Origin of the sequence: Corynebacterium sp. CNJ-954 (assembly GCF_001942345.1) — a bacterium.
Taxonomy (GTDB): Bacteria; Actinomycetota; Actinomycetes; order Mycobacteriales; family Mycobacteriaceae; genus Corynebacterium.
Genome location: NZ_MKKI01000043.1, coordinates 141,125 through 154,637 on the forward strand (window position 1 = coordinate 141,125; position 13,513 = coordinate 154,637).

The 13,513-nt window shown below is 68.1% G+C and carries 13 protein-coding genes; 2 read left to right on the top strand and 11 right to left on the bottom strand.

The window, feature by feature from the left end:
• The first annotated feature begins 68 nt into the window (after nucleotides 1–68).
• Nucleotides 69–425, top strand: a complete 357-nt coding sequence (locus BJF89_RS14605; protein ID WP_075815816.1) for a VOC family protein — start codon at nucleotides 69–71, stop codon at nucleotides 423–425.
• Nucleotides 426–435: 10 nt separating this feature from the next.
• Here BJF89_RS14605 and BJF89_RS14610 read toward each other — a convergent pair whose 3' ends face one another.
• The 7 genes from BJF89_RS14610 to nadD all read right to left on the bottom strand — a co-directional run bounded on the left by BJF89_RS14610 (nucleotide 436) and on the right by nadD (nucleotide 7,048).
• Nucleotides 436–1,914 carry a ComEC/Rec2 family competence protein gene (locus BJF89_RS14610; RefSeq protein WP_255372679.1) on the bottom strand — a complete coding sequence of 493 codons (1,479 nt, stop codon included), beginning with the start codon at nucleotides 1,912–1,914 and terminating at the stop codon, nucleotides 436–438.
• Nucleotides 1,881–2,591, bottom strand: coding sequence for a hypothetical protein (locus tag BJF89_RS19750; RefSeq protein WP_255372680.1), 711 nt, complete (start codon nucleotides 2,589–2,591; stop codon nucleotides 1,881–1,883). Before BJF89_RS19750 ends, BJF89_RS14610 begins: the two co-directional genes overlap by 34 nt.
• Nucleotides 2,578–3,465, bottom strand: coding sequence for a helix-hairpin-helix domain-containing protein (locus BJF89_RS14615; protein WP_075815817.1), 888 nt, complete (start codon nucleotides 3,463–3,465; stop codon nucleotides 2,578–2,580). The genes BJF89_RS19750 and BJF89_RS14615 overlap by 14 nt, the downstream gene beginning before the upstream one ends.
• A 94-nt stretch (nucleotides 3,466–3,559) precedes the next feature.
• On the bottom strand, nucleotides 3,560–4,846 hold the full coding sequence (locus tag BJF89_RS14620) for a DegV family protein (protein ID WP_075815818.1): 1,287 nt from the start codon (nucleotides 4,844–4,846) through the stop codon (nucleotides 3,560–3,562).
• Nucleotides 4,843–5,610 carry a histidine phosphatase family protein gene (locus tag BJF89_RS14625; RefSeq protein ID WP_369803744.1) on the bottom strand — a complete coding sequence of 256 codons (768 nt, stop codon included), beginning with the start codon at nucleotides 5,608–5,610 and terminating at the stop codon, nucleotides 4,843–4,845. The genes BJF89_RS14620 and BJF89_RS14625 overlap by 4 nt, the downstream gene beginning before the upstream one ends.
• A gap of 12 nt (nucleotides 5,611–5,622) precedes the next feature.
• Complete coding sequence (gene rsfS, locus BJF89_RS14630) at nucleotides 5,623–6,111, bottom strand: ribosome silencing factor (protein ID WP_038549521.1); 489 nt, start codon at nucleotides 6,109–6,111, stop codon at nucleotides 5,623–5,625.
• Between the two features lie 97 nt (nucleotides 6,112–6,208).
• Complete coding sequence (gene nadD / locus BJF89_RS14635) at nucleotides 6,209–7,048, bottom strand: nicotinate-nucleotide adenylyltransferase (RefSeq protein WP_369803739.1); 840 nt, start codon at nucleotides 7,046–7,048, stop codon at nucleotides 6,209–6,211.
• 74 nt (nucleotides 7,049–7,122) lie between these two features.
• Here nadD and BJF89_RS14640 point away from each other — a divergent pair, with 74 nt between their 5' ends.
• The gene (locus BJF89_RS14640; RefSeq protein ID WP_255372682.1) at nucleotides 7,123–8,061 is read left to right on the top strand and encodes a YwiC-like family protein; all 939 of its coding nucleotides are present in this window, start codon (nucleotides 7,123–7,125) and stop codon (nucleotides 8,059–8,061) included.
• Here the strand turns inward: BJF89_RS14640 and BJF89_RS14645 are convergent.
• From BJF89_RS14645 to obgE, 4 genes are all read right to left on the bottom strand, one after another.
• Nucleotides 8,051–8,860 (bottom strand): cutinase family protein, encoded by an 810-nt coding sequence (locus BJF89_RS14645; protein ID WP_075815820.1) that lies wholly within the window; start codon nucleotides 8,858–8,860, stop codon nucleotides 8,051–8,053. The two genes, BJF89_RS14640 and BJF89_RS14645, sit on opposite strands and share 11 nt — an antisense overlap.
• A 227-nt stretch (nucleotides 8,861–9,087) precedes the next feature.
• Entirely contained in the window at nucleotides 9,088–10,428 is a 1,341-nt protein-coding gene (locus BJF89_RS14650; protein ID WP_075815821.1) for a glutamate-5-semialdehyde dehydrogenase, read from the bottom strand.
• 72 nt (nucleotides 10,429–10,500) lie between these two features.
• Complete coding sequence (gene proB, locus BJF89_RS14655; RefSeq protein ID WP_075815822.1) at nucleotides 10,501–11,808, bottom strand: glutamate 5-kinase; 1,308 nt, start codon at nucleotides 11,806–11,808, stop codon at nucleotides 10,501–10,503.
• Nucleotides 11,809–11,947: 139 nt separating this feature from the next.
• On the bottom strand, nucleotides 11,948–13,462 hold the full coding sequence (gene obgE, locus BJF89_RS14660) for a GTPase ObgE (protein ID WP_075815823.1): 1,515 nt from the start codon (nucleotides 13,460–13,462) through the stop codon (nucleotides 11,948–11,950).
• Nucleotides 13,463–13,513: the final 51 nt, after the last annotated feature.

Below are 13,513 nucleotides of genomic sequence, written 5' to 3' on the forward strand. Positions count from 1 at the left end.
GATGCCAGTCTATCGCCCGGCGATTCTCCCGGCGCGACGACCGGACGTGCACGGTATAGAGTGGTTCCATGCAGGTTGAACGGGTGGTGCCGAATGTCGTGGTCGCCGATCTGCCGCGGGCGGTCGCCGAACACAGGGATGTCCTGGGGTTCGAGATCCTCATGGACCACGGCTGGATCGTCACCCTCGGTGATGACGCCGGTCACCAGCTCAGTCTCATGACCGCCGACGCGACGGCCCCGGTCTGCCCGGCCGTCTCGATCTTCGTCGACGACGTGTCCGTGGCACTGGAGCGGGTCACGGCCGCCGGCCTCGAGATCGTTCACCCGCTCACCGAGGAGCCGTGGGGCGTGACCCGTTTCTTCTACCGTGATTCGCAGGGCACCGTCATCAATATCGGCATGCACACGCCCCGGGCGTCCTGAACAGCGGTGATCACCTTCGCGATCCGCACGACACACCACCAGCGGCTCCATCGGCGTACAACCCCTCGACCGCCCCCACGCTACCGAGCACCACCATGCCGTCCCGGAAAGGAAACGCCACCGGAACCCCGCCCGGTGTACGGCTCGGCATCCCCCTGCTGCGACCACACGCGGTCACCACATACAGCTCCGGACGCTCTGTATGCTCCGTACGCCCAGACAATTGCGCCGATTCCTCCCCGGACGACGCATTCAACCGGTACTCGTGCAGCATGACTGCCGCTTCATCAGCGACGACGATGACCTCAGCGTCCTCTCCTGCTGGTCCACGGAGTATCTCCGGTCCGCCCGACGTCGTCGGACGCACGCCCAGATACCAGTCGACCTCATCCAGGTCGTCGGCCCACACTCGCACCAGCGCCGCATCCTGACCGGTCGCCACGGCATAGGGACCGGTCACCAGCACCCCACGCTGCACAGCCACCACCGTCCACACGCTTGCCACCAACAACCCCACGAGAGCACTCCGACGCCACCGCCTCGACACCACCACCAGAACCACTCCCACTGCGACGACGACCACCGCCCCTGCTGCCGGCGCACCGCCCGGGGTGTGCAGCACCGGTACGCGGGACAGCCCCGCTGCGACGCTGAGGATCCACCACGCCGGCGCAGCAGCGCCCCACAGCACCACCGTTGCGACACCGGTGTGCACCCCACCGACCAGCGCACCCAACATACCGATCACCGTCACCGGCGGGACCGCCGCGCCCACCAGGACATTCGCCAGCACCGCCGTCGGGGAGACCACACCTGTCATCTGCACGATCACCGGCGCGGTCACCAGGTCAGCCGCCAGACTCACCGACACCAGCCCCACCACCATCGCCTGCCACCGGACGGGAGGATGATGCCGACCCTGGCGTGCCGTCCTACGGTCCGTCCAGCCCTGCAGGATCCGCCGTGTGAGCAGTGGCGCGAGCGCGACGATCCCCGCCGTCGCCGCCACCGAGAGGATGAACGCGTACTCGACCGCCAGCCCCGGGTCCACTGCCAGCAGCACGATCACGGCAGCAGACAGGGCCGCGTACCCGTGGGCCCGTCGCGCCGACAATGCCGCGACCAACCCCACCACGCCCATCACCGCCGCCCGCAACACGCTCGGTTCCGGGCCGACCAGCAGCACGAACGCCACCAGGCACAGGAAGGCCGCCAGATACCGCGACCACGACGGCCAGCCCCATGCCGTCACCAGCACCAGCACACTGCCCGTGACAATCGCCAGGTTCGCCCCACTCACCGCCGTCAGGTGGGTGAGGCCCGTCGCCAGGAACTGTTCCCGCACGACCGGATCCTGCATGCTGACATCCCCGACCACCATGCCCGGCACCAGTTCCCCCGTCCCGCCCGGCAGGTCCTGTGCCGCAACCCGCAACCCGGCGCGCAGGTGCGCGGTCACCCCACCCAGCCCGTCCGGTGGTGACACCACGTCCGGACCGTGGACGCCGACAACTGCAACGGGGCCATGGCCAGCCGGTCTGTCTCCGCCGCAGTCGCCTCCACCGCCAGTGACGTCCCCGGCTGCCACGCCAGCATTCCTGCCTCAACATCCCAGGCGTCAAGGAACAGCGGCACCGTGCCCAGGTCGTCCACCTGCACCGTCAACAGGACGCTCCCGCCGGCCAGCTGTTTCGGTGCCGTGGCGAGTTCCACCGTCTCCGCCAGTCGTGTCGTGGTCTCCCTCAACGGATGCCGATCCACCCGTGCCACCAGCCACGCTGCCCGCGCCGACCACGCCGCACCCACCAGAGCCACGAGGGCGCTGGTCCGCACCATGACACGTAGCGGACCTTCCGCCACCGTCGTGCCAGGACGGAACGGCCCGAGGAAGCACACGCCCGCACCAGCAAGGGCCGCCACACCCAGCAGACCTGCCGCCACCCAGGGACTGCGCACCATGATCGTCAGCACCACAGCCAGCCACACCACCACTGCCACCGGCACCAGCCGCAGATCCGGACCGCGTCGGCGCCGCATCACCTCAGGACTACCCGGATCCCGGTCCGGAACCGTCCACGGTGTTCCCGCCCCCGGCGGCGGCGTCAGATCAGGATTGGATCGCCACCGCAGTGCATCAGGATCCACGGGCCGGTCAGACGGTGACATTGTCACGCAGAGCCTCGAACTTCGCCGGGCCGATCCCCTTGACCTCCATCAGCTGCTCCACCGCAGCGAACTCCCCGTTTGTCTCCCGCCAGGCGATGATCGCCTCTGCCGTCGCCGGTCCCACCCCTGACAGCGACGTCAGTGACGCAGCGTCCGCGGAGTTGATGTTCACCATGCCGGACGCCGCCGTACCGGGGTCCGCCCCGTCACCCGCTCCCTGTCCCGGTTGCGTGGACGCCGGGTCCGGTGCCGCAGGAACACCGTTGTCCCGGGCCTGCCCCGGGTAGAGCACCCGCGACCCGTCCGGATCGACCACGATCTGCATCCCGTCCACCACGGGCTCGGCGAGGTTGATCCCCTCCACACGACCGTCCCCCCGGACCCCTCCCGAGCGGTCGATCACCTCACCTGCCCGCGTCCCCGCATCGACGGTGGCCAGGCCGGGGTTGTGCACCATCCCCTGCACCGACACCACCACAGGCCCCACGTCTGCAGTGTCGTCTTCCCCGCCCGCCTGGTCGGACTCTCCGCTCCCGCGGTCATCCTGTCCGGGGTCCCCCGCCAGCTCTACCCCGGCGTCCCCGGACACCACCGGTGACAGTCCGGCCACGACCTCCCCCTGGCCGCCGCCACTGTCACCACCTGTTTCAGTGAAAAGCATCACCCCTCCCACCACGACCACCAGGGCCGCGACCGTTGCCGTCATGATCCGGGCGGACCGGGGACCGATCACGGTCCGACGCTCGAACCGGACATCCGCCAACTCATGGCCCGGCACCGGCTGGGTCAGGGCCCCTACCCTGTCAGCCACCGCCCGCCGTGTGCCGCTTCCCCGGCGCTGTGCCGGTGTCCTGTCTTCTGCGTCTCCGCCCATGGGTCACCATGTAAGTGCATGGGCGGACAGGTGCACCCGGCCCGGGCGCGGTCGACGCAGGACGCTGTGGACAACAACCGCCCTGTGGAGAACCTCAGTCCTGCACCATCGACACCGCGAGCGCGCCCGGCCCGGTGTGCACAGCCATGGCGTGGGAGATATCCACGACCGAGATGACCACGCACTCCGGCAGCTGCTCACGGAGGTTCGCACGCAGTTCTTCTGCGGCGTCCTCCGCCTCGCGGTGGTGGACGGCCAGATGCATCGGCACCCTCGGCAGATCCCGCAACGGGACCTGCTCCTCTGCCCGGCGACGCAACCGCAGCCGCTCGTGCTCCGATTTATCGGACTTCTCGGACTTCTCCGATTTGTCCGCCTTTTCCGCCTTTTCCGGCTTCTCGCCCTTCTCCGACCTGTCACGGCCACCGAAGTTGAAGATCCGCGGCCGGTCCGGAGTCTCGGAGGTGTCCTCACCGTCCTCGTCATCAGACACGTCGCGGTCCGCACGGTCGGCGTCATCGGCACCGTCAGCATCGTCCGCTGTACCGGTACCACCCTCATCGTCAGTGCCGTGCCCACCGTGCCTGTCGGCAGCCTGCACGCCATCGTCCGCAGGGACGACGGTATCCGCCCCCGCTTCCCTGGCGGCCGGCCCCGCCGTCGGCCCCACAGCCAACTCCGCATCCTCCGCGGCCGTGTCAGCCTCGTCCGACGGCTCCGGCGCCTCCGGTGCCTCCGACTGCTCTGTCGATCCAGTCGGCACCAACGCCTCAGCGACATCACGGTATGCGTTCGTCGCGAGGGTCACCATCCGCTCCATCGCCTTCGACCGGGTCCTGGTCTTCGCAGCGAGTTCGAGCCGCCCGCCTGCCAGATGCATGATCGGTTTGATCGCCAACGCCGTGGACAGCAGTCGCTGGCCGGCCGTCAGACGTCCACCACGTGCCAACGTGTCCAGACGGTTGACGAACAGCCAGAGCTGACCGGTGTCTATGGCGTGCTGGGCCGCGCCACGGCACTCATCGAGCGAACCGCCCTCATCGGCACAGCGCGCCGCGGCGATGGCCGCCTGCCCGATGACCATGCCCCCGGACATGGTGTCGATGACCTCGACACGCCCGTCGAGAACCGCCGCCGCCTGAGACGCCGACGACCATGTCCCCGACAGTTCCTTGGAGATGTGCAGTGCGACCACGCCGTCGTCGCCACCACGTTCCAGCAGTCGCGCATAGCAGGCGGTGAGCTCGAGAGCCCCCAGTCCGGCCGTCGTCTCCTCGTCGCCCTCACCTTCGGCGTGGAAGTCCAGGACGGTGATGCCGTACTCCGCGGCCAGGGCCGGAGGCAGGCATGCCGAGGAGTCAGTGACCACCAGTACACTCATCGTCCGGTCACCTCACCTTCATCCGCGTTCACCACGGCAACCGGCGTGGGTGCCGCGACTCCCACATTCCATCCTTCCAGGAACCAGCGGGGTTCGCGCCACAGATCCGACCCGACGGCGGGACCGGCACCGGAGACGTCACCGGTAGGGCGGGCGACGAGCTGGGACCACCGGGCATTGCCCAGCCCGCCGAACATCGGGTAGTGCTCGGTCGGGATCCCCAGCAGCCGCGACGTCAGCGCCGCGATCGTACCGCCGTGGGCGACCAGCATCACCGAGCCGGCGTTCCACGCGTCGGTGTCCATCAGTTCATCGACGAGTCCCACCGCACGGTCGGACACCTCCACGCGGGTCTCCCCGTTCGGTGGGGCCCAGGTCGGGTTCAACCGCCAGTGGGAGCGCTGACCGGGGAACACCGCGTCCACGTCCTCGTGTGCCTTGCCCGACCAGTCCCCCAGGTCGGTCTCCCGCAACCGCGAATCGGTGGTGTACTCCAGGTTCAGGGCGTCGGCGAGCAGAGCCGCCGTGTCCTGCGCACGCTGCAGGTCCGAACTGACGACCGTGCCGATCGGCCAGGTCCCCAGCTCCGCAGCGGCGGCCTCCGCCTCAGCGCGTCCTGCCTCCGTGAGCGGGGTGTCGAGCTGCCCCTGCATGCGCCCGACCAGGTTGAACTCCGTCTGACCGTGCCGGATCAGGATCAACCGCCGTTCGGGCAGACGTCTCCCCTCAGACGGGCCGGACGAGCCGGGCTCTCCCGGGCGCACCGTCACCAGCCCCTAGAGCTCGTCCTCGTCGGGTGCCGGGCCCGCCAGCGGCAGGTCGGCTGCACTCTGTGCCGCGAAGGGGTCGTCGGCGTCGATGTCCTCGGCGCTCACGTCGCTGGCCCAGAAGCCACGGTCGGCCTGCTCGACACCCTCGACCTCCACGGTCGGGCAGTCACGGTACAGGCGGTCCAGGGCGTAGAACTCGCGCTCGTCGCGTCGCTGGACGTGCACGACGATCGTGCCGTAGTCCAGCAGGACCCACCGGTTGTCACGGTGCCCCTCGCGCAGGCGTGCCTTCACGCCGACCTCGGCGAGCTTCTCCTCGACCTCGTCGACGATGGAGTTGACCATGCGCTCGTTGTCGCCGGTGGCCAGCACGAAACAGTCCGCCAGTGGCAGACGGGAGGTCACGTCGAGGACGACGATGTCCTCGGCGAGACGCTCTGAGGCGGCGCGGGCGGCGATCCCCGCATGGTTGATGGCGTCGGAACTAGCGGTCACGTGGTGCCGGATCCTTCATGAAAGTAGAGGACAGATGTTTTCCGCCAGTGATTCTACAAGCCGGACGTCGAATTGCAGCATCAGGTGGGCCGTTGCGTCAGAACCATCCGTCGGGGAAGCGGTCGCTCTCCTCATCGGGGTTCCAGTCCACGTCCGGCTCGGCCGAGACGGACGGGTCAGCGTCCTCCCCCAGCGTGCCCTGCGCAGCACCGTCACCGTAGGGGCCGGCACTCTCCTCGGTGTCCGAGACCGCCCACGGCAACCCGCCGTGACTGTCCTGGTTGCGCCGACGGTACAGGGCTGTCTTCCCGATGTACTGGACGACTCCGTCGGGCACGAGGTACCAGACCGACCGTCCGTCGGCCGCGCGTTCCCTGATGTCGGTCGACGAGATCGCCATCGCCGGGATATTGACCAGGCTCAACCGGTCCGAGTCGACCTGGCTGCGCAGTGCCTCACCGGCGTCGGCGAGATCGTAGCCGGGGCGGGTGACGCCGACACAGTGCGCGAGGTTGAACACGTCCTCCCAGTGCCGCCAGGTGACGATACGTTCCAGCGCATCCGCACCGGTGATGAAGTACAGTTCCGCGTCCGGATACCGACGCTGGATGTCCTTGAGGGTGTCGACGGTGTAGGTGTCCCCCGGACGGTCGATGTCGACGCGTGACACCAGGAACTGGGGGTTCGCCGCCGTGGCGATGACCGTCATCAGGTAACGGTCCTCCGCCGCGGTGACGACCTTGTCCCTCTTCTGCCAGGGATGCCCGGTCGGTACGTAGATCACCACGTCCAGCCCGAACCGGTCGGCGACCTCACTGCCCGCCACGAGGTGCCCGTTGTGGATCGGGTCGAAGGTGCCGCCCATCACGCCGATACGCTCCGGGGGTTTGTCCGGGAATCGTGCGGCACGCTGTTCCGGTCGGCGGTTCTGGGTCACGTCCGCCCATGCTACGGGTAAGTACCGTCCGAAAGGAACCACAGTCGACGTTTCCCCGCGATACGCTTTGCACTATGGCGATGAGAATGAACCCGTGGGTACCGAATCAGCACGGCGCGTGGCCGATGGTCGCGATACCGCCCCTCGTCGGGCTCTTCTGGTGCCTGAAGATCTGGGACGCGGTCTCTCCCGCGGACCGGGGCGACGGCGTGCACGGCACCGCCGGCATGGTGCTGACCTTCTTCGCCGTCACCGTGGCGTGGGTGGTCGGCTACCTGGCGTTCTTCGCCGGTGGGATCCTGATGCGCGCCCGCAACGCCACGATGCGCGGACGTGCTGTCGCGCCGACGCTGCTGTACGGCGCAGTCGCCGGCCTGGCGGCGGTACTGGCGCTGATACTGCAACCGCACCTGTTGTGGTGGGCGTTCGTGTTCCTGCCGCTGATCGCGATCGCGGTCTACGAGACATGGCGGGGGACGCCCCGGTCACTGGCATCCGGGGTCGCGACGACGGCCGCGTCCGTGTTCATCGTCCCGGTCGCCGCGACGATCGGCCTGGGGGCGAGTAATCCGGTCAGCGGCGGGGTCACGTGGACGTCGAACCTGTTCACCCCGAAAGTGGTCGAGGCCCTGCCTACCGCGGTGTGGGTGAGCTTCCTGTGGTTGCTTCTCTACACGGTCGGCACGATCTTCTACGTCAAGACCATGATCCGCAAGAAGGGTGATCCCGGCTGGCTGGCCGCGTCCCAGATCTTCCACCTGGCTGCACTGATCGTCGTGGTGGCCACCGTCGGCGCGCGGTACGTGCACTGGGCGGCCTGGATCGTGGCGGTGGCCGTGTTCGCGGTCGCCCTGTGGCGGTCCCGCGCGGTACCCGCGTCAGCGGCGAAGGGCACACCGTGGCCTCCGAAGAAGGTCGGGATTCGCGAGATACCGCTGCACGCCGGTGTCGCCGTCGCCGCCGTCATGGCTGCCCTGTTCTACGACGGTCCACTGATCCTGTTCATCGGATAAGACGGGCGAAGGCGTCGGCCGCTGCACGCTCCGCAGGGCTCGCGTCCGAGGGATCAGCCACCGCATTGCGGAAGTAGGTCTCGTGTGCCCCGGCACCTTCATCGTCCTGCACGGCGAGGGCGACGGACCGTGGGCCGGTGTCGCAGACGAAGTCGTCGGCCAGGCAGTAGCTGTGGACGGGGACCCCGCTCATCGATCCCCCGCCGATGAGCCCCGGGGCACGGTGGAAGGGGTTGCCGAAGTGCACCGCACCGCGCAGCCGCCCCTCAGCGGCAAGTGTGTGCTGCACCGGTGTCAGGGCGGCGACCCCCTGCGAGTACCCGAGACCGACGTAGTCCGGACGGCAGCCGGTGGACTGTTCATAGTCCTCGACCATGGCCAGTCCTCCGGGCAGGCCTCTCGCCATGGAGTCGACGAATAGGCCCACCCCGTTGATCACCGTCGCCGGGTCCGGGTCTTCCCCAGCCTCTCCGACAGGGAAACGCGCCGGGTAGTGGTCGGCGTCGATGGCCAGCACGGTGCGTTCGTCCGGGTCGAAGAGGCCCGGGTGCACGGTGGACGCGTAGCTCAGGAACCGGTGGAGGGTCTCCCCCTCGTAGCCGTTGGAGTACCCGTTGGCCGCGGCAGGCCCGTAGGTCTCGTTCTCTTCACTGCCCCGGGCTGCGAGCGCTACGACGGACGGACAGTTCTCTGCGGTCTCCCCGTCACGGGCCACTCCCGCGGCAGCCGTGCCGACCGTGACTGCCGCGGCGACAACGGCGGACGCGGCGAAGCTGACAACTCCATGAATTTTCCTCACGGATACAACTCTACTGAGCGGTCCCCCGTTCAGAACGATAAGGGCGGCGGTCGATGTCAGGGGTGTAGACCACCGCCGTCCGAAGTGTTACCACTCAGCAGTGGTAACACTTCTAATGACCTGGTGTTTTCCAGCAGCAGCTTCCCGGAAAGTGGTAACACTTCCAGAACGCCGTCCCCTCCCGGGCTGCGACAATGCCCGGCAGAGTCAGGCAGAGTCAGGCAGAGTCAGGGGCGGACCTGTCCCTCACCGTTGACGATCCACTTGGTGCTCGTCAGCTCCGGCAGCCCCATGGGGCCACGGGCGTGCAGTTTCTGGGTCGAGATGCCGATCTCGGCACCGAAACCGTACATCTCGCCGTCTGTCCAGGCGGTGGACGTGTTGATCATCACCGCGGCGGCGTCGACATTCTGCTCGAAGAACTTGGTGGCCTTGTAGTCGGTGGCACTGATCGCCTCGGTGTGGCCGGTGGAGTACCGGGTGATGTGGGCGACCGCAGCCTCAACACCGTCCACCACGGCAGCGGCGATGTCGAAGGAGCCGTACTCCTCCTCCCAGTCCTTCTGCTCGGCCTGGACCACGTCGCCGACACCGAGAGCGGACAGCTCGTCCACCTCACCGTGGACGGTGACCCCGGCGTCCTGCAACGAGGTCAGGACGCGCTTCTTGTCCTCGTCGGACAGGGCGGCGTCGAGCAGTACGACCTCGGTGGCGTTGCACACCGAGCAACGCCGGGTCTTACCGTTGATGACCAGCTCAATCGCCTCGTCGACGTCGGCGGACCCGTCGACGTAGAAGTGGCAGTTGCCGGTGCCGGTCTCGATGGCCGGCACCGTGGCGCCGGTGACCACGGCGTTGATCAGGCCGGCACCGCCACGCGGGATGACGATGTCGACCAGACCGCGGGCGGTGATCAGGTCCTGGACCGAGTCGTGGGTCTCGCAGGGAAGCAGCTGGACGGTTTCCCGGGGCAGGCCGTGCTCTTCACAGACGTCCTGCAGGATCTCCACAAGCCGGGTGTTCGAGTTCTGGGCCGACTTCGACCCACGCAACAGCGGGACGTTGCCGGACTTCACGGCGAGACCGAAAGCGTCCACCGTCACGTTCGGACGGGCCTCGTACACCATGCCCATCACACCCAGGGGGACGCGGACCTGGCGCATCTCCAGGCCGTTGGGACGACGGGAGCCACGGACGACGTCACCGACCGGGTCGGCAAGGTCGGCGACCTGACGCAAGCCCCCGGCGATGCCTTCGACGCGGGCGGCGTCGAGGCTGAGCCGGTCGATGAGCGACTCGGACATGCCCCGCTCACGCCCGGCGGCGATGTCGCGCTCATTGGCTTCGAGAATCGACTCCGTCTCGGCGACGAGCCGGTCCGCAGCAGCGGTGAGCAGGTCATTCTTCTGGGTGGTGGTCAGTGCGGGGCGCTGTGAGACCTCGCGGGCCTTCTGCGCCTTGTCGAGGACCTCCTCACGCTCGGCAGCACGGACGGGGGTCAGGCCGGCGGTGTCGCCCGAGGTGGCGGGGGCGGCGGACGAGTTCTTGGCGGTGTTCACGTCGTTCATGACATCCCAGCGTACGTGAGGCAGACGCGAAAATCACCCAGATTGTTGAACAATCTGGGTGATTGGGCGATATCAGCTGGTCGCGCCGTACACCCGCGACTGCCGGTTGGAGTACGTCGCCATGTAGTCGGCGTGGATCACCGGACGCTGCGCGAAGTCCGGGAGATCCGTCGTGGACTTGCCCACCATCCCCTCCAACGTGGCCGAGTCATAGTTGACCTCACCACGGCCGATCAGCTCACCGTCCGGACCGACGATGTCGAGCACCTCACCCGAGGTGAACGCCCCGTCCACCCGCACGAGCCCGACGGCGAGCAGCGAGTTGTGCCGTTCCATCGCCGCAGCGGCCCCGGCGTCCAGATGCAGGGTGCCCGCCGAATCCGCGGCGTAGAGGACCCAGAACTTCCAGGCGGACAGGCGGTCTTCCCGGGGCCAGAAACAGGTGCCGACCATCGCCTGGTCCAGAGCTGCACCGATGTTCTCCGTGGAGGTCAGCAGCACCGGGATTCCCGCACGGGACGCCAGACGGGCCGCGGACACCTTCGCCGCCATACCTCCGGTCCCCAGGCGCCCGCCGTCGCCGGCGACGACACCACGCAGGTCCTTGCTGCTCTTCACCTCGGCGATGAACCGGGCGTCCGGCTCGGCCGGGTTGCGGTCGTAGAGACCTGCCACGTCCGACAGCAGGACGAGCGCATCCGCATACGTCAGGTGGGACACCAGCGAGGCCAGTCGGTCGTTGTCGCCGAAACGCATCTCGGAGGTCGCCACCGTGTCATTCTCGTTGACGATCGGCACGGCGCGCAGCTGCCGCAGGCGGTCGATGGTGCGCTGGGCGTTCCGCGCGCGGTCACGCCGGGCAGCGTCCGACGCCGTCAACAGCACCTGGCCGATCGAGCGACCGTAGCGGGCGAAGCTGCGGGCCCACTCCTGGGCCAGCAGCACCTGCCCGGCCGCGGCGGCAGCCTGCTTGGTGGCCAGGTCCGTCGGTTTCTGCGCCAACCCCAACGGGCCCATGCCACAAGCCACAGCACCGGAAGACACCACGATCACGTCGGTGTCGCGGTCCATCCTGGCTTCGAGTGCGTCGGCGATGACATCGATCCGGTCGGGGCTGACCAGCCCCGTCTCATCCGTCAGGCTGGACGAACCGATCTTGACCACGACGCGCTTGGCGTTCCGGATGGTCTGCCGCACGTCGGAGCGGTGGCCGTACGCCGGAGAATCCTCAGTGACCTCGGGATCCGGGAACTCCTTGGAGGTGGCGGGAATGACGGGGCCGGGCTGATGCACAGCGTCCGTCCCGAACTCCAGGGACGCCGGGTACTCGAATACCGTCGGCTCATCGGACATGTCGGAGGCATCAGTGGTGTCAGACATGCCCTTCATTATGTCCCAGCCGAACCGGTCCTCGCCACGAGATGCCCTACTGGCCCGTCAACCGGACACGACGCGGAGAAGTACCCAGGATCGTCCCTCGTGGGCCACCCCCGTGCCACTCCCCCGAATGTGGGGCCGGTCAGCCCTGCCAGCGCTCCCGGTCGGCTTCTTCTCCGTCGCCGAAGTCGTACTCGTCGATCAGACCGCGCCGCGCCTGCGAGGCGCGCTTGCGCTCCTCAGAGGTCGAGCGACCGGTGCGGTCCAGGCGGCGGTCGGTGCCACGGCCGGACGGCAGCAGATCGACACCTGCGGCGGTCTGCGGCTCCCATTCGAAGGTGATCGCGCCGATGGTGACCTCGTCACCGGCCACTGCCCCCGCCTTGTACAGCGCCTCCTCGACACCGGCTTTGGCAAGCCGGTCGGCCAGGTAGCCGACGGCCTCGTCATTCTCGAAGTCCGTCTGGATGATCCACCGTTCCAGCTTCGAACCCGAGACGATGAACGCCCCGTCGAACTCCGGGTCCTTGGAGACCTCGAAGTCGGCGAACCTGCCACGGCCTTTGCCACGCAGGTGCTTCGGCGTGACCACCTGCGGCGCAACCTCCTCCACCGGATGCTGCCGTCGGTGCTCACCGACGATCTCCATCAGCGCGTACCGCAGGGCGTCCAGGCCTTCATGGCTGGCGGTGGAGATCTCGAAGACCGGCCACCCGAACGCTTCCTCGAGTTCGGGACGCATCAGTTCGGCCATTTCCCGGGCATCCGGGACGTCGATCTTGTTCAGCACGATCACCCGCGGACGGTCACTGAGGTCCCCGAGCCCCGCGTCGGCGGAGAGCTCGGACTCGTAATCACTGAGTTCGCTCTCCAACGCCCGGATGTCGTCGACAGGGTTGCGGTCAGACTCCAGGGCGGCACAGTCCACCACGTGGACGAGCACGGCGGTGCGCTCGATGTGACGCAGGAAATCCAGGCCCAGTCCCTTGCCCTGACTGGCGCCAGGGATCAGCCCGGGGACGTCGGCGATGGTGAATACGTCGTGGGCGACATTGACCACACCGAGATTCGGCTGCAGCGTGGTGAACGGATAGTCCGCGATCTTCGGCTTCGCGGCGCTGAGCACGCTGACCAGGGAGGATTTACCGGCCGACGGGAAGCCGACCAGCCCCACGTCCGCCATGGACTTCAGTTCGAGCGTGATGTCGGTCGCCTCGCCGGGCTCACCGAGCAACGCGAAGCCCGGGGCCTTGCGCGCCTTGGAGATCAGTGACGCATTGCCCAGTCCGCCATGGCCACCCGCAGCCGCGACAAAACGCTGCCCCTTGGTGGTCAGGTCGGCGAGGACCTCGCCTTTATCGTCCAGGACGACGGTGCCGGCGGGAACCTGGACGACCAGATCCTTGCCCCGCGCACCGTGGCGGTGGTCGCCGGCGCCGGCGGCACCACGTTCGGCCTTGATGTGCGGGTGGAAGTGGAAGTCGAGCAGGGTGTGCACCTGGGGGTCGACCTCCAGGACGACGTCGCCGCCGTGCCCGCCGTTGCCGCCGTCGGGTCCGCCGAGCGGCACGAATTTCTCACGGCGTACCGAGGCACAGCCGTTGCCGCCGTCGCCGGCCTGCAGGTGCAGGACGACTCGGTCCACGAAGCGTGACATGATTGGACGCCCTCCAGTTCAGGCGGTTAAAAGGGGTGGTTCAAGAATCCC